Genomic DNA, 20755 nt, shown 5'->3' with positions numbered 1-20755 from the left:
GAAGAAATCAGGAATGAACCAGAAATGATAGTGGCAGCCCTTCGCTGACGGCCCTTTGGGCCGCCATGTCGCAGGCTTTCACGCGGATTTGCCGAACGTTTGTGCGCAAGGGTCTTGCGCGGGGCGTCAGCCCGCCGCTTCCAGTCCGTGGGCGAAATGCGCCCGCATGGCTCGCACCGTGACGGCTGCATCGCGGGCGCGCAGGGCGGCCAGGATGGCCTCGTGCTCCGCCAGCGAATCCTCGATGCGCCCCTGTTTGAGCAGGGAGTTGTGCCGGTTGAGCTTCATGACCTTGCGCAGGTCGGCCACCATCTGGCCGCGCCAGCGGTTGCCAGCCATCTCCAGCAGGCGCATGTGGATGCGCTCGTTGAGCGTGAAGAAGCGTTCGCGCTCATGCGCGGCGGCAGCCAGGTCGGCGTGCAGGTGCTCAAGTTCGTGCAGCTGCTCCGGGGTCGCGCTCGTTGCCACCACGCCCGCGGCGTCGCTCTCCAGCAGCGACAGCAGGTGATAGACGTCGCGCAAGTCCTTCTCGGACACCTCCGTCACATAGGCGCCGCGGCGCACCTTCATGGTCACCAAGCCTTCCGCTGCGAGCACTTTCAGCGCTTCGCGCAGCGGCGTGCGGCTGATGCCGATTTCCTCCGCGATCTTGAGCTCGTCAATCCAGCTGCCGGGCTCAAGTTCATGCCGAAAGATGCGCTGGCGCAGCAGTTCGGCCACTTCTTCATACAGCGCAAGACGGGGCAGCGGGGCGGTTTTCATGCGCGGAGAATATCAGCGGTCGTGGCCCGCCTGCGCCTGGGTGCAGGCTCAGGCGCATGTGCTGAAAGAGGTCGGACGATTGGGGCGATAGGTTGCCGGGATGCCTGCGGCGGGCACGCCGCCGCGCAGAGCCCCCGCGGGCAGGTGTGGCGCAATGGTGGTCCGCGCCGTCAGAAGCCGGGCCAGGTCGATGCCCGTGGCGTAGCCCATGCCCTCCAGCATGAAAACCAGGTCTTCCGTGACGATGTTGCCCGAAGCTCCCGGAGCGAACGGGCACCCGCCGAGCCCGCCCATGCAGGCGTCGAACTCACGAATGCCTTCCTGCAAACCGATCAGCGCGTTGGCCAGGCCCAGCCCCATGGTGTCATGCAGGTGCAGCTTTTGCAGCAGCGTGCCCACGGCATCCTGCACCCCGCGCACGGTGTCTCGCACCAGGGCCGGGTGGGCATAGCCCACCGTGTCGGCCAGGGTGATGCGGTCTGCACCGGCCAGTGCCAGGGCCTTGGCGGCGCGCACCACATCGTCCAGTGCAATGGTGCCCGCGATGGAACAGCCAAATGCCGACGCCGCCACACAGTCGATGCGTACCGGCCGCGGCTGTGCGCGCAGCCACTCGATGATGTCGCCGATGGCTGCGATGTGTTCCAGCGTACCCTTGTTCACATTGGCGCGGCTGTGGCGATCGCTGACGGACAGCGGTATCACGATGACATGGGCGCCCGCCTCGTAGGCGGCCATGGCGCCCTTGAGGTTCGCGGCCAGCCCATAGACCTGAAGCCCAGGGAGCTCCAGCGCCTGCGCCACCACCGCCGCAGAGTCCGCCATCTGCGGAACGAGGCGCGGGGAGACAAAGCTGCCGGCCTCGATGTGGCGAACCCCTGCCGCATACAGCGCCTGGATCCACCCGAGCTTGGCTTCCGTGGAAACGGTGTCGGCAATCAGTTGCAGGCCGTCGCGCGGACCGACTTCGGTGATGGTGACGATCTCGGGCATGTCGTGGCTTACTGCACCTGAATGTTGGCGGCCTGGATCGTCGCCTTGGCCTTGGCGATGTCCTTCTCGATGAGCTTGGAGAAGGCTTGCGGCGTGGTGGATGCGGCCTCCAGCCCTTGCTTGGCATAGGCTACACGCACATCGGGTCGGGCCATCACCTGCGTAACGGCCGCATTCAGGGTCTTGACCACGTCAGCGGGCGTGCCCGCGGGGGCGAAGACGCCGTAGTAGGTGACGAAGCTGTAGTCCTTGTAGCCCGACTCCGCCACGGTGGGTACGTCAGGCAACGAGGCATTGCGGGTGGCCGAGGTGACCGCCAGCGCGCGGACCTTGCCGCTTTGGATGAGATTGGTTGCCGAGGAGATGGACGCTCCCGCCACCGGCAGATGCCCTCCCATCAAGTCGGCCAAGGCCGGGCTGGAGCCCTTGTAGGGCACGTGCTGCATCTTGAAGTGGGCCGCCGCCTGCAACATTTCCATCGAAATGTGCACCGATCCGCCCGTTCCGGACGTGCCGTAGTTGAGCTGGCCAGGCGCCTTGCGGGCCGCTTCGATCAGCTCGGCCAGCGTCTTGTAGGGAGAATTGCCGGTCACCAGAATCACCATGGGCGTGGTGGCGAGCAGCGAGATGGGCTGCAGATCCTTGATGGGGTCGTAGCTCGTCTTCATGAGCAACGGAATCAACGACACGTTGTCCGACTGCCCGATCACGATGTCGTGCCCCGTGGGCGCCGAGCGGGCCAGCTCCCCCAGCCCCAGGGACGTCCCGGCACCGGGGCGGTTGTCGGGAACCACGACCCAGCCTTTGTCCTCGGCCAGGTGGGTGGCCAGGTTGCGACCGATGAAGTCGGTTCCGCCGCCGGGGGTGGAGGGAATGATGAGGCGGATGGGTTTGGCGGGAAAGCTACCCGCGGTGCCGGATGGCTGGGCATGGGCCAGGGTGGCAGCGGCCATCAGTGCCGCCGTGAAAATTCGACGTTGCATGTTGTCTTGTCTCCAAAAAATATGTGCTGGTTCTGCCCAGGCCGATACCCGTCGTCAGCCGCCGATCTTTCCGTGGCGGCGCAGCAAGGCGATGGCCTCATCGTCCAGGCCGAGCTCCTTGAGAATCGCCTCGGTGTGCTCTCCCACCTTGGGCGGGTCGGCCCGCTTGCCGACCTTCAGGCCATCGAATTCGAGGGGTAGCGTGGGCGTGGAAATATGCTCCCCAGTCGGGAGCAGCGTCGGCATCAAGGCGCCGCCCTGAATGAGGTGCGGATCTTTCAGCAGATCATGGGGTTGGTTCACCGGCGCATACGACAGCTTGGCTTTTTCGAGTGCTGCGCACAGCTCGGCGGTGTTCCAGGTCTTGAAAACTTCGGCCACTGCCGGGACGACCCAGGGACGGGCGGCCTCGCGGTCGATGGCAGAGAAGAGGCGGGCGTCCTCTGCCCAGCCGGCTGGCATGAAGGCGGAGGCAAACGTGCGCCATTGCGCATCGCTGACCACGGCCACGAAGACGCGCCCGCCGTCCTGGGTGTCGAACAGGTCGTACACGCCCCATGGCGGCTCGCGCTTGCTGCCAAAGGGCAGGGCGGGCGTTCCGGTCAGCTCGAACTGCGTGATGAACTGCGCCACCAGCAGCAGGTTGGTCTCGAAAAGTCCAGCACGGATGTACTTGCCCACGCCGGTGCGCGCGCGCTCGTGCAGCGCGCTCAGCGCGCCAATCACGCCGAACTGCCCGCCCAGAATGTCGTTGACCGATGGTGCCGCACGCTGCGGACGGACATCGCTGCCGTTGATGTAGGCCATGCCGCCCATCATCTGCACCACCTCGTCGAGCGCGGTTCGTTCCTTGTAGGGGCCGCTCAGAAAGCCTTTGAGCGATACGTAGATCGCACGTGGGTTGCGCGCGCGCACGGCTTCGTAGTCCAGGCCGTACTGCTGCAGGCTGTCGTCGCGGAAGTTCTCCAGCACGATGTCGGCCTTGTCGGCCAGGTCTTGGACCAGCTTTTGCCCTTCGGGTGACTTGAGGTCCACCGCAAAGCTCTGCTTGTTGCGGTTGAAGACGGGAAAGTAGCCAATGCCTGCGCTCTTGAGCCGGCGCGTGCGGTCGCCGTCCACGGGCTCCACCTTGATCACCTCGGCACCCAGGTCCGCCAGCGTCATGCCGGTGGCGGGGCCCATGATCATGTGCGAGATCTCCAGGACCCGCACTCCTTTCAGGGGGAGTTCTTCGGGGGCGAGATAGGGCGAGGGCGCTGCGGCAAACGAGGTGGACATGCGGACGAAGCCTTTGAAGGCTTATTTAATTTTGAATTAATAATTACAGAGGCTCGGGTAGCGATTACAGCCGACGCCGGTCGGCCGTGGGTCAGGCAAAACCCTTGGTGGGAAGAACCGTCAGCCTAGCTCGCAGGAGCGCGCTGTGCCTGCGGCTCGGGAGCAGTGCCCTGGAAGGCGGGCCAGGTAGGTCGTACCGAGGTGGTGGCGCGGACAGCCCGGCGTGGTCGATGCCATGCACAAGGCCGGCGGCCAGAGCAGGCGCTCAGGCCGCTGGCGCATACGGCGCGAACCGCCGCGCGTTGGGGTCGATGCTGAGCGGCCGGCCCAGCGCCGGAAAGGCGCGTTGCACGCAGTTCTCACGATCGCAGACCTTGCAGCCCGAACCAATGGGCACGGCACGTTCCGGTGCATCAAGGCTCAGGCCATCGGCGTAGACCAGGCGGTGGGCGTGGCGCACGTCGCAGCCCAGCGCCACGGAGAAGATGCGACTCGGCGCACCATAGCCGCCGCGCCGGTGTTCGACGGTGCGGGCAATCCACAGGTAGGTCCGCTCGTCCGGCATGCGCGCCAGCTGGGTCAGGATCTTGCCCGGCTGCGAAAAGGCGTCGTACACATTCCAGAGAGGGCAGGTGCCACCCGTGCGCGAGAAGTGGAAGTCCACCGAGGACTGGCGCTTGGACATGTTGCCCGCCCGGTCCACCCGCACGAAAAAGAAGGGGATGCTGTGCGGTGAGGCGTGGCGCATCGTCGAGAGCCGGTGCCCCACCGTCTCGAAGCCCACCCCGAAGCGCTCGCCCAGCAGATCGATGTCGTAGCGCAGTTCGTCGGCGGTCTCCTGGAACAGCCGGTTGGGCAGCAACAGGGCGCCTGCGAAATGGTTGGCAAAGCCGATGCGCGCCAAGGCGCGGGCCTCATCGCTGCCGAAGTTCGCCGCATTGGTGAAACCGTCGATCGTCGGGCCGGACTCCAGCAGCGCGAGCTGGATGCCTAACTGAAACGCCTGCTGTCCGGCGCTCAGGCCGGCCGCCAGCCGCAGTTGGTGGCTTTGCCGCTCCAGCATGCGCAGCGGCTGCTCGACGGCGGGCGATCCGGGCTCGCGTCGCACCGTGATGCCATGCTTGGCCTGCAGCCGCTCTTCCAGCGCAGTAGCCAGCCGGCTGGCATGTGCGGCGTGGGGATCGCGCTCCTGCGCCTGCAGTTGCAGGTAGAGCTGCTCGGCGTGCTCGTCGAGCAGGGCGAGGTGCTGGTGGCCGGCGTAGAAGAATTCGCGCACCTCTTCGTAGGGCTGCACCGGCAGGGCTGCGGCGTCGGGGGCGCGCGCGTTGTCGGTGTTCTCCGCGATGACGGACAGGCGATCTTCTGCCGCCCGGATGCGTTTGTGCATGCCTACGATGACGCGCGTGGCGGCGGGCAATTGCTCGGCAAGAATGCGCGCCTCCGCCAAGGGCACCTGGTCGCCCCCCGGCATGTCGGCCAGGGCGTTGCGCAACTGGCCCAGTTGGCGCGCCTGAACATCCTCCGAAAACTGTTGCACATCGACGCCGAACGCGGCCTGCAGGCGCAGCAGTACATTCACCGTGAGCGGCCGCTGGTTGTTTTCGATCTGGTTCAGGTAGCTGGAAGACACCTTCAGCGCCTGTGCCAGCGCGGCCTGGGTCAGGCCACGCTGCTCCCGCAATGTCTTGAGGTGGGCGCCCAGGAAGGCCTTGCTCATGTTTGCAAACCTTGCAAATTTACATACTGAGTTCGCATAAATTTCACTCCTTGTGATTGCGAATGCTCGTTGTTTTTGCGAAGATTGTAAATATAGATACGACACGGAAAACCGCCATGGCTTACGATTTTGGAGATCTGCAGCGCTGGAGCCTCGCGGCCAGCAAATCGGCCCCCCAGGGTGATCCTGAGGCCCTGAACTGGATCACGCCGGATGGCATTGCCGTCAAGCCGCTGTACACCGCCGCGGACTTGGAAGGCCTGCCCTACACCAACACGCTGCCGGGCTTCGAGCCTTATCTGCGCGGCCCGCAGGCCACCATGTATGCCGTGCGCCCCTGGACCATCCGCCAGTACGCGGGCTTTTCCACCGCCGAAGAGTCCAACGCCTTCTACCGCAAAGCGCTGGCGGCGGGCGGGCAGGGCGTCTCTGTGGCGTTCGACCTGGCCACGCACCGCGGCTACGACAGCGACCACCCGCGCGTGACGGGCGACGTGGGCAAGGCCGGCGTGGCCATCGACTCGGTCGAGGACATGAAGATCCTGTTCGACCAGATCCCGCTCGACAAGGTCAGCGTGTCGATGACCATGAACGGCGCTGTGCTGCCCGTACTGGCAGGCTATGTGGTGGCGGCCGAAGAGCAGGGCGTTTCGCAGGACAAGCTGTCCGGGACCATCCAGAACGACATCCTCAAGGAGTTCATGGTCCGCAACACCTACATCTACCCCCCGAAGCCGTCGATGCGCATCATCGGCGACATCATCGAGTACACGAGCAAGAACATGCCCAAGTTCAACTCGATCTCGATCTCGGGCTACCACATGCAGGAAGCCGGCGCCAACCAGGCGCTGGAGCTGGCCTTCACCCTGGCCGACGGCAAGGAGTACGTGAAGACCGCCATCGCCAAGGGCATGGACGTGGACGATTTCGCCGGCCGCCTGTCGTTCTTCTGGGCGATCGGCATGAACTTCTACCTGGAGATCGCCAAGATGCGCGCCGCGCGCCTCTTGTGGTGCCGCATCATGAAGGGCACGGGCGCCAAGAAGCCCAAGAGCCTGATGCTGCGCACGCACTGCCAGACCTCGGGCTGGTCGCTGACCGAGCAGGACCCCTACAACAACGTGGTGCGCACCACCATCGAGGCCATGGCGGCCGTGTTCGGCGGCACGCAGAGCCTGCACACCAACGCGCTGGATGAAGCCATCGCGCTGCCCACCGAGTTCTCGGCCCGCATTGCGCGCAACACGCAGCTCATCATCCAGGAAGAGACCCACATCACCAACGTGATCGACCCCTGGGCCGGCTCCTACATGATGGAAAAGCTCACCCAGGACATGGCCGACGCCGCCTGGAAGATCATCGAGGAAGTCGAGGCCATGGGCGGCATGACGGCCGCCGTGGACTCGGGCTGGGCCAAGCTGAAGATCGAGGCCGCCGCCGCCGAGAAGCAGGCGCGCATCGACTCGGGCAAGGAAGTCATCGTTGGCGTGAACAAGTACAAGCTGGCCAAGGAAGACCCCGTGGACATCCTGGAGGTGGACAACGTCAAGGTGCGCGACAGCCAGATCGCCCGCCTCAACGCCATCAAGCAAAAACGCGATCAAACCAAGGTGGAGCAAGCGCTGGCTGCTCTTACTTCTGCAGCAGAGTCCGGCCAGGGCAACCTGCTGGATCTGTCCATCCAGGCCATCCGCCTGCGCGCCACGGTGGGCGAGGTGTCCGATGCGCTGGAAAAGGTCTTCGGGCGCCACCGCGCCGATACGCAAAAGGTGACCGGTGTGTACGCTGCCGCATACGACTCGGCCGAGGGCTGGGAAAAACTCAAGGGCGAAATCGACGCCGCCGCCGAACAGCTGGGCCGCCGCCCGCGCGTGATGATCGCCAAGCTGGGCCAGGACGGCCACGACCGCGGCGCCAAGGTGGTGGCCACGGCCTTCGCCGACTTGGGGTTCGACGTGGACATGGGCCCGCTGTTCCAGACCCCCGAGGAATGCGCTCGCCAGGCCATCGAGAACGACGTGCACGCCGTGGGCGTGTCCACGCTGGCCGCGGGCCACAAGACGCTGGTGCCGGCCATCATTGCCGAGCTGAAGAAGCAAGGCGCGGACGACATCATCGTCTTCGTTGGCGGCGTGATCCCGGCGCAGGACTACGACTTCCTCTACGGCGCGGGCGTCAAGGGCGTCTATGGCCCGGGCACCCCCATCCCCGCCAGCGCCAAGGACGTGCTGGAGCAGATCAAGAAGGCCACCTCGCAGTGACGCCCCAGCAGTTGCTAGACGGCATCCTGCATGGCGCACCGGCCGTGCGCCGCCGCGCCATGGCCAAGGCCATCACGCTGCTGGAATCCACGCGGGCGGACCACCGCGCGCAGGGCGACGAGTTGCTGACCGCGCTGCTGCCGCACACGGGCCGCGCGTTTCGCCTCGGCATCAGCGGCGTGCCCGGCGTGGGCAAGTCCACCTTCATCGAGGCGCTGGGCCTGTACCTGATCGGGCAGGGGCTGAAGGTGGCAGTGCTGGCCATCGACCCCTCGTCCACCGTCTCGGGTGGCTCCATCCTGGGCGACAAGACGCGCATGGAGCATTTGTCGGTCCACGAGCATGCCTACATCCGGCCCAGCCCGTCGAGCGGCACGCTGGGCGGCGTGGCCGAAAAGACGCGCGAATCCATGCTGGTGTGCGAGGCCGCGGGCTACGACGTGGTCATCGTCGAGACCGTGGGCGTGGGCCAGAGCGAGATCGCCGTGCAGGCCATGACGGACATGTTCGTGGTGCTGCAGCTGCCCAACGCGGGCGACGACCTGCAGGCCATCAAGAAGGGCGTGATGGAACTGGCAGACCTCGTGGTCATCAACAAGGCCGACATCGACCCCCATGCCGCCACCCGCGCGCAGGCGCAGATCAGCTCCAGCCTGCGCCTGCTGTCCATGCACGGCAACCCCGAGCATGCCCACCACGACCAGGCGCTGTGGAGCCCCAAGGTCCTCACCATCAGCGCGCTGCAGCAGCAGGGCGTGGACGGCTTCTGGGCCGCGGTGCAGGAGTTCCGCCGCCTGAACACGGCCAACGGCCGGCTGGCCGCGCGGCGCGAAAGGCAATCGCTGGCGTGGATGTGGGAGCGCATCGACGCCGGCCTGAAGGCTGCCTTCCGCCAGCACCCACAGGTGCGCGAGCTGCTGCCCCGCCTGCAGCAGGACGTGGCCGCCGGGCGCGTGGCGGCCTCCACTGCAGCACGAAATCTGCTTGCCGCGCAATCAGGCCAAGCGCAGCAAGCTATCATTTAAATAGCATTTCACTGAAAGAGCGATCATGCAAGACATCCTGGTCCAACTGGAGAAAAAGCGCGAACTCGCCCGCCTGGGCGGTGGCCAAAAGCGCATCGACGCGCAGCACAAGAAGGGCAAGCTCACCGCGCGCGAGCGCATTGAGCTGTTGCTGGACGACGGCACCTTCGAAGAATGGGACATGTTCGTGGAGCACCGCTGCACGGACTTCGGCATGGAAGGCCAGAAGATCCCCGGCGACGGCGTGGTCACGGGCTACGGCATGATCAACGGCCGACTGGTGTTCGTGTTCAGCCAGGACTTCACGGTGTTCGGCGGCGCATTGAGCGAAACCCATGCCGAGAAGATTTGCAAGGTGATGGATCAGGCCATGAAGGTCGGCGCACCCGTGATCGGCCTCAACGACTCGGGCGGCGCCCGCATCCAGGAAGGCGTGGCATCCCTGGGCGGCTACGCCGACGTGTTCCAGAAGAACGTGATGGCCAGCGGCGTGGTGCCACAGATCAGCATGATCATGGGCCCCTGCGCGGGCGGCGCCGTGTACTCGCCGGCCATGACCGACTTCATCTTCATGGTCAAGGACAGCAGCTACATGTTCGTGACCGGCCCCGACGTGGTCAAGACCGTGACGCACGAGGAAGTGACGGCCGAGGAACTGGGTGGCGCGGTGACGCACACCACCAAGAGCGGCGTGGCCGACATGGCGTTCGAGAACGACGTGGAGGCGCTGATGATGCTGCGCCGCCTGTACAACTACCTGCCGCTCAACAATAAGGAAAAGGCGCCCGTGCGCCCGAGCAACGACCCGGCCGACCGCGCCGACCTGTCGCTCGACACCCTGGTGCCCGACAACCCCAACAAGCCCTACGACATGAAGGAGCTGATCGTCAAGACGGTGGACGACGGTGACTTCTTCGAGCTGCAGCCCGAGTACGCGAAGAACATCATCATCGGCTTCGCGCGCATGGAGGGCCAGACCGTGGGCATCGTGGCCAACCAGCCGCTGGTGCTGGCGGGTTGCCTGGATATCAAGAGTTCCATCAAGGCCGCGCGCTTCGTGCGCTTTTGCGACGCGTTCAACATCCCGGTGGTCACCTTCGTGGACGTGCCCGGCTTCATGCCCGGCACCAGCCAGGAATACGGCGGCATCATCAAGCACGGTGCCAAGCTGCTCTATGCGTATGCCGAGTGCACGGTGCCCAAGATCACCGTCATCACCCGCAAGGCCTACGGCGGCGCCTACGACGTGATGGCCTCCAAGCACCTGCGCGGCGACGTGAACCTGGCTTGGCCCAACGCCGAGATTGCCGTGATGGGCGCCAAGGGCGCGGTGGAAATCATCTTCCGCGAGGACAAGAACGACCCGGCCAAGCTTGCCGCCCGCGAGGCCGAGTACAAGGCCCGCTTCGCCAACCCCTTCGTGGCCGGCGCACGCGGCTTCATCGACGACGTGATCCTGCCGCACGAAACGCGCAAGCGCATCTGCCGCAGCCTGGCCATGCTCAAGAACAAGCAGCTCGACAACCCGTGGCGCAAGCACGGAAACATTCCCCTGTAAGCCGACCGGGAGCACACGAACATGTTTACGAAGATTCTGATCGCCAACCGCGGCGAAATCGCCTGCCGCGTCATCGCCACCGCCCGCAAGATGGGCATCGCCACCGTGGCCGTCTTTTCCGATGCCGACAAGGACGCGCGCCACGTCAAGCTGGCCGACGAGGCCGTGCACATCGGCGCCGCGCCCAGCCGTGAGTCATACCTGCTGGCCGACAAGATCATCGCGGCCGCCAAGCAGACCGGCGCGCAGGCCATCCACCCGGGCTACGGCTTCCTGAGCGAGAACGAGGCCTTCGCCAAGCGCTGCGAGGACGAGGGCATCGCCTTCATCGGCCCCAAGGCGCATTCGATCGCAGCCATGGGCGACAAGATCGCCTCGAAGAAGCTGGCCAACGAGGCCCAGGTCAACACCATCCCCGGCTACAACGACCCGATTCCATCGGCCGAGCAGGCCGTGGAAATCGCCAAGGGCATCGGCTACCCCGTGATGATCAAGGCCTCGGCCGGCGGCGGCGGCAAGGGCCTGCGCGTGGCCTACAACGACAAGGAAGCGCTGGAAGGCTTCACCGCCTGCCAGAACGAGGCCCGCAACAGCTTCGGCGACGACCGAATCTTCATCGAGAAGTTCGTGCAGGAGCCGCGCCACATCGAGATCCAGATCCTGGGCGACGCCCACGGCAACGTGATCTACCTGAACGAGCGCGAGTGCTCCATCCAGCGTCGCCACCAGAAGGTGATCGAAGAGGCGCCGAGCCCCTTCATCAGCGACGCCACGCGCAAGGCCATGGGCGAGCAGGCCGTGGCCCTGGCCAAGGCCGTGAAGTACCAGAGCGCCGGCACGGTGGAGTTCGTGGTCGGCAAGGACCAGGACTTCTACTTCCTCGAAATGAACACCCGCCTGCAGGTGGAGCACCCGGTGACCGAGTGCATCACCGGCCTGGACCTGGTGGAGCTGATGATCCGCGTGGCCGCCGGCGAGAAGCTGCCGCTTGCGCAGGCCGATGTGAAGCGCGACGGCTGGGCCATCGAGTGCCGCATCAACGCCGAGGACCCGTTCCGCAACTTCCTGCCCTCCACGGGCCGGCTGGTGCGCTTTCAGGCGCCCGAGGAAACGATGTTCCAGGCGGATACCGCCCGCAAGTACGGCGTGCGCGTGGACACCGGCGTGTTCGAGGGCGGCGAGATCCCGATGTACTACGACTCGATGATCGCCAAGCTCATCGTGCACGGCAAGGACCGGGGCGATGCCATCGAGAAGATGCGCGCCGCGCTCAACGGCTTCGTGATTCGCGGCATCAGCAGCAACATCCCGTTCCAGGCCGCGCTGCTGGCGCACCCCAAGTTCGTGACCGGCCAGTTCAACACCGGCTTCATTGCCGAGCACTACGCCAAGGGCTTTGCCGCCGAGGACGTGCCCCACGACGAGCCGCAGTTCCTCGTGGCCCTGGCCGCGTATATGAACCGCCGCTACCGCGCCCGCGCGTCGGGCATCAGCGGCCAGGTCTCGGGCCATGAGGTGCAAGTCAGCGCCAAGTTCACCGTGGTGGTGCTGGGCGCGGAAGGTAACAACGTCCACCACGACGTGGCGGTGGACGAATACGACCAGGACAGCGGCTCCAGCGTGCTGACCATCGACGGCAAGACCTACCGCATCAACAGCACGGCGGGCCTGGGCGACATCCGCGTGCAGGGCCAGTGCAACGGCAAGGGCTTCACGGCCCAGGTCGAGCGCGGAACGGCCAAGAACCCGCTGGCGCTGCGCATCAGCCACAACGGCACGCAGATTGAGGCGCTGGTGCTGTCGCCCCTGGGCGCCCGCCTGCACAAGCTGATGCCCTTCAAGGCGCCGCCGGACCTGTCCAAGTTCCTGCTGTCGCCCATGCCGGGCCTGCTGGTGGACGTGGCCGTGCAGCCGGGCCAGAAGGTGCAGGCCGGTGAAAAGCTGGCCGTGATCGAGGCCATGAAGATGGAGAACATCCTCTTCGCCGCGCAGGATGGCGTGGTCGGCAAGATCGTGGCGGGCAAGGGCGAGTCGCTGGCCGTGGACCAGGTGATCCTCGAATTCGCCTGAAGCACCTGCCATCTCGCGAGGAGCGCGCACGGTGATGAAGATGGACACCATCACCGTGCGGCTGGTGCTGGCCGTGGCGGAAGAGGGCAGCATCTCCCGCGCGGCGGACCGGATGCAGCTGGCCGTGGCCGCGGCCTCCAAGCGGCTGACCGACCTGGAGCAGCAGCTGGGCACCCGGCTTTTCAAACGCCAGCCGCACGGCGTGCGCATCACCGAGCCGGGCCTGCGGCTGCTGGGCCACATCCGGCAGGTGGACAACCTGCTGCAGCGCCTGGAGGGCGACGCGCTGGCGCTGGGGCACGGCCGGGATGGGCGCATCCTCATCGGCGCGCCCAAGGCGGCCATCATCGAGTTCCTGGCGCGCGACCTCGCCGCCCTGCAGGCCAAATACCCCGAGATCACCCTCCAGGTGCAGGAGGAGAACAGCAAGATCGTGCAGCAGCTGCTGCGCGACAAGGTGATCGACATCGGCATCTTCGAGAAGACCAGCGGCTTCATCGATCTGCAGCAGGCCGACTACCGGCGCGACCGCCTGGTGCTGGTCTACAGCCGTGCGCATTTCCAGTTCGGCCCGTCCGCGCTGGCGCTCGACGCAGTGCTGGGCTGCCCGCTGGTGACGCTGGGCCAGGGGTCGGCCATCCTGGCGGCCGTGCAGCGGGCCTACCAGAGCCGCGGGCGCGTGTTCAGCGCCAACTACACCGTCAGCGGGTTCGACACCATGCTTGCCCTGGTGCGCCAGGGCCTGGGCGTGGGTCTGATGCCGCCGGCCATCTTCGAGAGCTTCCACCCCGAGGCGGCCCTGGGTGCCGTGGCGCTGGAGGGCGATTGGCACGAGCGCCGCTACGTGCTCTCCTTCGTCGAGGGGCAGGCGCAGGAGCAGACGCTGCGCAACGTGGTGGCCGAGCTGCTGCACCAGGCTTGATGCCCTTGTTCTGGTTTCGCCAATGGCGAAATCAGACATGCCTGATACGTTCTTGCCGCAGAACCGTTTAACGGGGACAGTCGTCGGCAACAACTACGCATCAGGAGACAGACACCATGCAACGCCGTTCCTTCCTTGCCGCCAGTGCCTCGGCGCTAGCTGCCCCCTGGGCCCATGCGTCGGCCGCGGATCTACCCAAGGGGCAGGTCAAGATTCTTGTGGGCTGGGCGCCCGGCGGCGGCACCGATGTGTTCGCCCGCATCGTGGGGCAGAAGCTGTCCGAGATGTGGGGCCGTTCCGTGATCGTGGAAAACAAGCCCGGCGCCACGGGCTCGCTGGCGGCAGACTACTTCGCCAAGACCAAATTCACGGACGGCATCAACCTGCTCATGGCGCATGTCAACACGCACGCCATTTCGCCGCAGATCTTCAAGAGCATCACCTACGATCCGCTCAAGGACTACGCGCCCATCGCCCTGATCGGCGCCACGCCGCACATCCTGGTGACGAGCAGCCAGAACAGCTATGCCAGCATCCAGGAGGTGGTGGAAGCGTGCAAGAAGAATCCCGGCAAGATCAGCTTCGGCTCGTCGGGCACCGGTTCGGTGCAGCACCTGGCGGCCGAAATGTTCAACATGGCGAGCGGGGTCAAGAGCATCCATGTGCCGTACAAGGGGTCGGGGCCCATGCAGACCGACCTGATCGGCGGGCAGATCGACTTCAGCTTCGACACCATGACCGCGGCCACGGCGCAGGTGAAGGCCGGAAAGATGAAGGGCATCGTGCAGACGCGTCTGACCCGCGCCAAGGGCTTTCCGTCCATGCCCACCATGCACGAGCAGGGCTTCAAGGGCTTCGACGCGTCGAGCTGGTACGGCGTGGTGGGCCCCAAGGACATGTCCAAGGAACTGGCCCTGCGCATCAATGCCGACATCAACAAGGTGCTGGCCCTGCCCGACGTGGTGAGCCGCTTCGACGGCTACGGCGTGGAGGACGGCGGCGGCTCGGTCGACAAGTTCGCCGCTTTCATGGCCAGCGAATACAAGAAATGGGGCGACGTGGTGCGCGCCGCCAAGATCACCGAGGAAAGCTGAGACACGACATGACCGAGCAAAATGCCTCCCGCCCCCTGCCTTTGCAAGGCATCCGCGTGCTTGATGTGAGCCAGGTCATGGCGGGCCCCTTCGCCTGCATGCTGTTGGCCGACCTGGGCGCCGACGTGATCAAGGTGGAGCCGCCCGGCACCGGCGACCAGACGCGTGGCGCCATGGGCTTCAAGATGAAGGGCCCGGACAGCATGGGCTTCCTGAACATGAACCGCAACAAGCGTTCGCTGGCGCTGGACCTGAAGAGCGACGAGGGCCGCGCGTTCTTCTACGAACTGGCCCAGACGGCCGATGTGATCGTCGAGAACTACCGCCCCGGCGTGGTGCAGCGGCTGAAGATCGACTACGAGACCATCCAGAAGATCAACCCGAAGATCGTCTATGTGAGCATCTCCGGCTTCGGCCAGAGCGGTCCCTGGGCCAGCCGGCCGGGCTTCGACCTCATGGCCCAGGCCATGTCCGGCGTGATGAGCGTGACCGGTTACCCGGGCGAAAAACCCGTCAAGGCCGGCGTGCCCGTTGCCGACATCGGCTGCGCGCTGTTCGCCACCTATGGCCTGCTGGCGGCCTACATCGGCGCGCAGAAGACGGGGCAGGGCCAGCACATCGATGCCTCGCTGTTCGACTCGGCCATGGCATTCTCGATCTGGGACATGTCCGAGTACTGGGGCACGGGCAAGCCGCCCACGCCGCTGGGCACCAGCAACAAGATGAGCGCCCCCTACCAGGCGGTGAAGGCGCGCGATGGCTACTTCGTCATGGGCGCCACCAACCAGAAGCTCTGGGCCAAGCTGTGCGCGCTGATCGAACGCCCGGACCTGCAGGAACACCCCGACTTCGCCACCGTGGCGTTGCGCCTGAAGAACCGCGAGGCGCTGATCGAAGCCATCGAGTCCGAGTTCGCCAAGCAGGACAGCGCCGAATGGGTGGACAGCATGCTGGCCGCGGGCATCCCGGCCGGCCCCATCCTGTCGTATCCCGAGGCGTTCGAGGGCGAACACGGCACGCACCGCCGCATGTGCATGGAGATCGACCACCCCATCGAGGGCAAGGTCAAGAACATCGGCTTCCCGGTCAAGATGCTGGGCACGCCCCAGCGGGTGCGCCGCCACCCGCCGCTGCTGGGCGAGCACACCGAGGAAATCATGGACGAGGTCCGCGCGAAGGCCTCCGCATGAACGCCTCCGTGCAAAACCCTGTGGCGTGTGCCGTGCATGCCTCGGGCATGGCCGAGATCGTGATCGACCGGCCCGAGCGCCACAACGCCATGACCGCGCCCATGTACGAGGCGCTGCTCGCGCACATCGCCGCCTGCCGCGCCAACCCGGCGGTGCGCGGCGTGCTGCTGCGCGGCGCGGGCGGCAAGTCCTTTGTCTCGGGCACGGACATCGCGCACTTCAAGGACTTCCGGGGCGGCAGCGACGGCATCGCCTACGAGGCCTTCGTGGAGCGCGTGATCGACGCGGTGGAACGCCTCCCCGTGCCGACCGTCGCCGTGGTCGATGGCTGGTGCGTGGGCGGCGGCCTGGCGCTGGCCACGGCCTGCGACTTTCGGTTGTGCAGCGCGGGTTCGCGCTTCGGCGCGCCGATCGCCAAGACGCTGTCCAACACCTTGTCGTCGCGCAACATCGCGCGGCTGGTGGCGGCGCTGGGCGTGCCGCGCGTCAAGCGCGTGCTGCTGCTGGCCGACTACCTCTCGGCAGACGAGGCGCTGGCCTGCGGCTTCGTGCATGCCACCGTGCCTGCCGAACAACTGCAAAACGAAGCCCACGCGCTCCTGCTGCGGCTGATGACGCTGTCAGGCACCACACAGGCCGCCGTCAAGGAGAGCATGCGCCGCATCGTGGTCGAGCACAGCCTGGCCGACGATGATCTGGTGGACACCGTGTACGGTAGCGCCGCATTCCGCGCCGGAGTGGCGGCCTTTATCAAGGGATGAGCCGTTCCTGGCTCCGTATGGATGGCGTACGGGCCCGACAATGTCAGGCCCGCGCAGGCACCCATGGCAAAATACAAGCCAAATTGGCCTACAGCGCATGACTGCAAAGCGCAACAAGCTATCAATTAAGGAGCATTCATGAATATCGAGCGACGTCCCTTCCGCGTGCTGGGCATCCAGCAGGTTGCCATCGGCGGCACCGACAAGCAGCGCATGAAGACCCTGTGGGTGGACATGCTGGGCCTCTCGCAGACCGGTACCTTCCAGAGCGAGCGCGAGAACGTGGACGAGGACATCCTCGCCATGGGCAAGGGTGCGTTCAAGGTGGAAGTGGACATCATGCAGCCGCTGGACATCGACAAGAAGCCCGCCGTGCACACCACGCCGCTGAACCACATCGGCCTGTGGATCGACGACCTGCCCACGGCCGTGGAGTGGCTCACCGCCAAGGGCGTGCGCTTCGCGCCGGGCGGCATCCGCAAGGGCGCTGCGGGCTATGACATCACCTTTTTGCACCCCAAGAGCAATGACGAGTTCCCCATCGCGGGCGAGGGCGTGCTGATCGAGCTGGTGCAGGCGCCAGCCGACGTGATCGCGGCCCTGGGCTGACGGCCGGGCCCGCACACACCGCCATCCCAAGCCCCTGGTCGCAAGGCCAGGGGCTTTTTTCGTTCAGGCGGGCCCCGGCTGCGGAAGGCGCTGGGCACCGGTGCGGCAGCGCTATGCCGCCGCGCGCAGCCATGCCAGCAGGTCCGCCTGCGGGCTGCCCGCCTGCAGGGGCCGCGGTGACAAGAGGCAGTAGCGCGAGCCATCCGGGGTGAAGCCCTGCGGCGCGGCCAGCAGGCCGCTGTCCAGGTCGTCGCGCACCAGATGCCACGGGCCTATCGCCACGCCCATGCCGGCGACGGCCGCCTGCAGGCTGAAATAGAAATGCTCGAAGGTCTGCCCCGGCGCATCGGGTGCGGGCAGGCCCGCGGCCGCGGCCCATTCCCGCCACGCGCCCGGCCGCGTGCGCGTGTGCAGGCAGGGCGCGCCGGCCTGCAGCGCCGGGGCGCCGCCCTGCGCAGGGAACCAGCCCGCCACCTTGTCCGGGCGGCAGACCGGGCCCACGGCTTCCGCAAACAGCGGCTCGGCGTGGTAGCTCTCGGGCCAGGGGAAGTCGTCGCGGCGGATGGCCAGGTCGATGCCGCTGGCGAAGGAGAACGGCCCGCCGCCGGCGAGCAGATGCACGTCGATGCCCGGGTGCCGCGCCTGAAAGCCCGGCCAGCGCGGGATCAGCCAGCGCATCAGCAAGGTCGGCTCGCACGACAGCACCCAGCGCCGCTGCTGGCGGGCGCTGGCGCGCAGCTCGCCGACGGCTTGGCGCATCAGATCCAGGCCCTGGCCCACGGCCCGCGCCAGCGTGCGGCCGCCATCGGTCAGGAAGACGCGCCGGCTGCGCCGCTCGAACAGCGCCACGCCCAGCTCGTCTTCGAGCAGGCGCACGGCGCGGCTGACCGCGCCGTGGGTCAAATGCAGCTCGTCCGCCGCCCGGCTGAAATTTTCCAGGCGGGCCGCCGCCTCGAAGCAGCGCAGCGCCAGCAGCGAAGGCAGGCGGGCGTCGGTCAATGGCGAGTTCAGATCACCATTCTTGTTAGAAATCATCGTTATTCGCCGCTCCGGGTTCTCTATAGCATTTGGCCAATTCGTTGCTTCTCGACAGGATACGCCATGACCGAATTGATAGCTGTCATCACAATCACCCTGCTTGCTGTCATCAGCCCTGGGCCCGACTTTGCAATGGTGACGCGCAACAGCCTCATGCTGTCGCGCCGCGCCGGCGTGCTGACGGCCCTGGGCATCGGCCTGGGTGTGCTGATCCATGTCACCTACACCCTCATCGGCGTGGGTCTGCTGATCCAGCAGTCGCTCTGGCTGTTCAACGCCATCAAGCTGGCCGGTGCCGGCTATCTGGTCTACCTGGGCGTCAAGATGCTGCGCGCCCAGCCTGGCGGCGCGCCGGCACAGGCCGCCGAGGCGCCGCTGTCGGATGCGGCGGCGCTGCGGACCGGCTTTCTGACCAATGCGCTGAACCCGAAGACCACGGTGTTCATCGTCAGCCTGTTCATGCAGGTGGTGCGGCCCGATACGCCGCTGGCGGTGCAGATCGGCTACGGCGCCTTCATCGCGGTGGCGCACATCGTCTGGTTCGGCCTGGTGGCGCTGTGCTTCTCGGCGCAGGCCGTGCGCGAGCGGTTGCTGGCCGTGCGCCACTGGATCGACCGCGCCTTCGGCGGGCTGCTGGTCGGATTCGGGATCTTGCTGGCGGTGGCGCGCGGATCACGCTGAGCGCTGGCGAGCGCGTATGCCGCAACTTCGGGAAGAGGCGGCCGTATTTGGCGGCAGTTGCGTGGTTTTACCGGCCTGATGGGGTATGGATGGCGCTGCGCTTCTCCGCCTGCGCCTCTTGGCCTGCAAAAGCGTCCAATTTGAATCTATTTGTGGCTAAAAATAGATGAAGTAGATGGCTTTTAATGCCATCTTTTTTCATGGGCTTTTTTGCACCCTGACGGCTTCACGCTAGGCAAGGGTGCCCGCACAATCGCGCCGTCCCTGCGGCACGCCCGGTGCCGCGCATGCCCTGGAGCCCCCCATGACCCTCGCCACGACACTGCCACCCGCCGCCTGCACCCTGGACGCCAGCGCGGGCCAGCCGCTGCACTTTCACCCGCGCGGCGCCGCGCCCACGACCCGGCCCGAAGGGGAGGGCTGGAGCGTGCAGGCCGTGCAGGCGCTGCTCGACCTGCCCTTCATGGAGCTGCTGTGGCAGGCCCAGGGCGTGCACCGCGCCCATTGGCCCGAGGGCGACATCGAACTGGCGACGCTGCTGTCCGTGAAGACCGGCGGCTGCCCGGAAAACTGCGGCTACTGTCCGCAGTCGGCCGAGTTCGACACCGGCGTGAAGGCCGAAAAGCTCATGAGCGTGCAGGAGGTCACCCGCGCCGCCCAGGCCGCCAAGGACGCCGGCGCCACGCGCTTTTGCATGGGCGCCGCCTGGCGCGCGCCCAAGGACCGCGACATCGAGAAGATGGGCGAACTCATCGGCGCCGTGAAGGGCCTGGGCCTGCAGACCTGCGCCACGCTGGGCATGCTGCAGGCCCACCAGGCCCAGGCGCTCAGGGGTGCCGGACTGGACTACTACAACCACAACCTGGACACCGCGCCCGAGTACTACAGCGACGTGGTGAGCACGCGCCAGTACCAGGACCGGCTGGACACCCTGCGCAACGTGCGCGACGCGGGCATCAGCGTGTGCTGCGGCGGCATCGTGGGCATGGGCGAGGCGCCGGTGCACCGCGCCGGGCTGATCGCGCAGCTGGCCAACCTGGGCCCGTACCCGGAATCCGTGCCCATCAACAGCCTGGTGCGCGTGCCCGGCACGCCGCTGGCCGACAGCGCGCCCGTGGACCCGCTGGACTTCGTGCGCGTGATCGCCGTGGCGCGCATCACCATGCCCAAGGCGCGCGTGCGCCTGTCGGCCGGGCGGCAGCAGCTGGGCGACGCGGTGCAGGCGCTGTGCTTCATGGCCGGCGCCAACTCCATCTTCTATGGCGACAAGCTGCTGGTGACGGGCAATCCGGACGTGGAGGCCGACACGCAGTTGCTCGCCAAGCTGGGGCTGAACGGCCGGCGCACGCAGGAACAAGCGCCGGAAGACACCTGTTGCGCTTGATTTGCTATTTATTCAATAGCTTGTAGCGCTTTGTGGACGGGCGCTGCAGGCTGTTTTTATTCAAATTCGTGACCGGCGCGCTTGGCAGCGGGCGTCAGCCGCGTGGCGCGAACGCGATGATGGCCATGCCGCACAGCGTCACGGCCACGCCCAGCCAGTCCCAGGGGCCGGGGCGTATGCCGTCCACCAGCCACAGCCAGGCCAGCGCCACGGCCACATAGACGCCGCCGTAGGCCGCGTACACCCGTCCCGCCGCCGCCGGATGCAGCGTGAGCAGCCAGGCAAACAGCGCCAGGCTGACGGCGGCCGGCACCAGCAGCCAGGCGCTGCGCCCCTGGCGCAGCCACAGCCAGGGCAGGTAGCAGCCGATGATTTCGGCCAGGGCCGTGGCAAAGAACAGGGCGATGGTCTGCAAGGCGGCCATGGAGG

The 20755-nt window shown here is 66.4% G+C and carries 18 protein-coding genes; 11 read left to right on the top strand and 7 right to left on the bottom strand.

All coding sequences use genetic code 11. The annotated features are described in order from the left end of the window. Positions 1 to 126: 126 nt before the first annotated feature. From BP68_RS01920 to BP68_RS01900, 5 genes are all read right to left on the bottom strand, one after another. A complete protein-coding gene (locus BP68_RS01920; protein ID WP_496368529.1) occupies positions 127 to 762 on the bottom strand; it encodes a GntR family transcriptional regulator in 636 nt (211 codons plus the stop codon). Positions 763 to 810: 48 nt separating this feature from the next. Beyond that, complete coding sequence (locus tag BP68_RS01915) at positions 811 to 1755, bottom strand: hydroxymethylglutaryl-CoA lyase (RefSeq protein ID WP_496368527.1); 945 nt, start codon at positions 1753 to 1755, stop codon at positions 811 to 813. A gap of 8 nt (positions 1756 to 1763) precedes the next feature. Beyond that, entirely contained in the window at positions 1764 to 2738 is a 975-nt protein-coding gene (locus BP68_RS01910) for a Bug family tripartite tricarboxylate transporter substrate binding protein (RefSeq protein WP_496368525.1), read from the bottom strand. 54 nt (positions 2739 to 2792) lie between these two features. Continuing rightward, the gene (locus BP68_RS01905; protein WP_496368523.1) at positions 2793 to 4016 is read right to left on the bottom strand and encodes a CaiB/BaiF CoA transferase family protein; all 1224 of its coding nucleotides are present in this window, start codon (positions 4014 to 4016) and stop codon (positions 2793 to 2795) included. Positions 4017 to 4281: 265 nt separating this feature from the next. Beyond that, a complete protein-coding gene (locus BP68_RS01900) occupies positions 4282 to 5733 on the bottom strand; it encodes a short-chain fatty acyl-CoA regulator family protein (RefSeq protein ID WP_496368521.1) in 1452 nt (483 codons plus the stop codon). Positions 5734 to 5849: 116 nt separating this feature from the next. Here BP68_RS01900 and scpA point away from each other — a divergent pair, with 116 nt between their 5' ends. From scpA to BP68_RS01855, 9 genes are all read left to right on the top strand, one after another. Further along, the gene (scpA, locus tag BP68_RS01895; protein WP_496368519.1) at positions 5850 to 7994 is read left to right on the top strand and encodes a methylmalonyl-CoA mutase; all 2145 of its coding nucleotides are present in this window, start codon (positions 5850 to 5852) and stop codon (positions 7992 to 7994) included. Next, entirely contained in the window at positions 7991 to 9019 is a 1029-nt protein-coding gene (gene meaB / locus BP68_RS01890) for a methylmalonyl Co-A mutase-associated GTPase MeaB (RefSeq protein WP_496368517.1), read from the top strand. Before scpA ends, meaB begins: the two co-directional genes overlap by 4 nt. A 25-nt stretch (positions 9020 to 9044) precedes the next feature. Beyond that, the gene (locus tag BP68_RS01885; RefSeq protein ID WP_496368515.1) at positions 9045 to 10577 is read left to right on the top strand and encodes an acyl-CoA carboxylase subunit beta; all 1533 of its coding nucleotides are present in this window, start codon (positions 9045 to 9047) and stop codon (positions 10575 to 10577) included. A 21-nt stretch (positions 10578 to 10598) separates the two neighbouring features. Next, a complete protein-coding gene (locus BP68_RS01880; RefSeq protein WP_496368513.1) occupies positions 10599 to 12647 on the top strand; it encodes an acetyl-CoA carboxylase biotin carboxylase subunit in 2049 nt (682 codons plus the stop codon). 34 nt (positions 12648 to 12681) lie between these two features. After that, positions 12682 to 13569, top strand: coding sequence for a LysR family transcriptional regulator (locus BP68_RS01875; protein WP_496368511.1), 888 nt, complete (start codon positions 12682 to 12684; stop codon positions 13567 to 13569). 116 nt (positions 13570 to 13685) lie between these two features. Next, positions 13686 to 14663 carry a Bug family tripartite tricarboxylate transporter substrate binding protein gene (locus BP68_RS01870; protein ID WP_496368509.1) on the top strand — a complete coding sequence of 326 codons (978 nt, stop codon included), beginning with the start codon at positions 13686 to 13688 and terminating at the stop codon, positions 14661 to 14663. Between the two features lie 8 nt (positions 14664 to 14671). After that, complete coding sequence (locus tag BP68_RS01865; protein WP_496368507.1) at positions 14672 to 15853, top strand: CaiB/BaiF CoA transferase family protein; 1182 nt, start codon at positions 14672 to 14674, stop codon at positions 15851 to 15853. Continuing rightward, positions 15850 to 16614: an enoyl-CoA hydratase gene (locus BP68_RS01860; protein WP_496368505.1), complete on the top strand. Its 765-nt coding sequence runs from the start codon at positions 15850 to 15852 to the stop codon at positions 16612 to 16614. The genes BP68_RS01865 and BP68_RS01860 overlap by 4 nt, the downstream gene beginning before the upstream one ends. Before the next feature lie 138 nt (positions 16615 to 16752). Beyond that, on the top strand, positions 16753 to 17223 hold the full coding sequence (locus BP68_RS01855; protein WP_496368503.1) for a VOC family protein: 471 nt from the start codon (positions 16753 to 16755) through the stop codon (positions 17221 to 17223). 111 nt (positions 17224 to 17334) lie between these two features. Here the strand turns inward: BP68_RS01855 and BP68_RS01850 are convergent, their stop codons facing one another. Beyond that, positions 17335 to 18258, bottom strand: coding sequence for a LysR family transcriptional regulator (locus BP68_RS01850; protein ID WP_496368501.1), 924 nt, complete (start codon positions 18256 to 18258; stop codon positions 17335 to 17337). A gap of 66 nt (positions 18259 to 18324) precedes the next feature. On the opposite strand from BP68_RS01850, the gene BP68_RS01845 reads away from it, so the two are divergent. Continuing rightward, on the top strand, positions 18325 to 18942 hold the full coding sequence (locus tag BP68_RS01845) for a LysE family transporter (RefSeq protein WP_496368499.1): 618 nt from the start codon (positions 18325 to 18327) through the stop codon (positions 18940 to 18942). A gap of 304 nt (positions 18943 to 19246) precedes the next feature. After that, a complete protein-coding gene (gene bioB / locus BP68_RS01840) occupies positions 19247 to 20326 on the top strand; it encodes a biotin synthase BioB (RefSeq protein WP_496368497.1) in 1080 nt (359 codons plus the stop codon). Between the two features lie 94 nt (positions 20327 to 20420). Here the strand turns inward: bioB and BP68_RS01835 are convergent, their stop codons facing one another. Next, positions 20421 to 20750, bottom strand: a complete 330-nt coding sequence (locus BP68_RS01835) for a YnfA family protein (protein WP_496368495.1) — start codon at positions 20748 to 20750, stop codon at positions 20421 to 20423. Positions 20751 to 20755 lie beyond the last annotated feature (5 nt).

The sequence above is a fragment of the Diaphorobacter oryzae DSM 22780 genome, assembly GCF_059568935.1.
The sequence above is the reverse complement of the archived record's forward strand: the minus strand, read 5'-3'. Positions and strand labels throughout refer to the sequence as shown.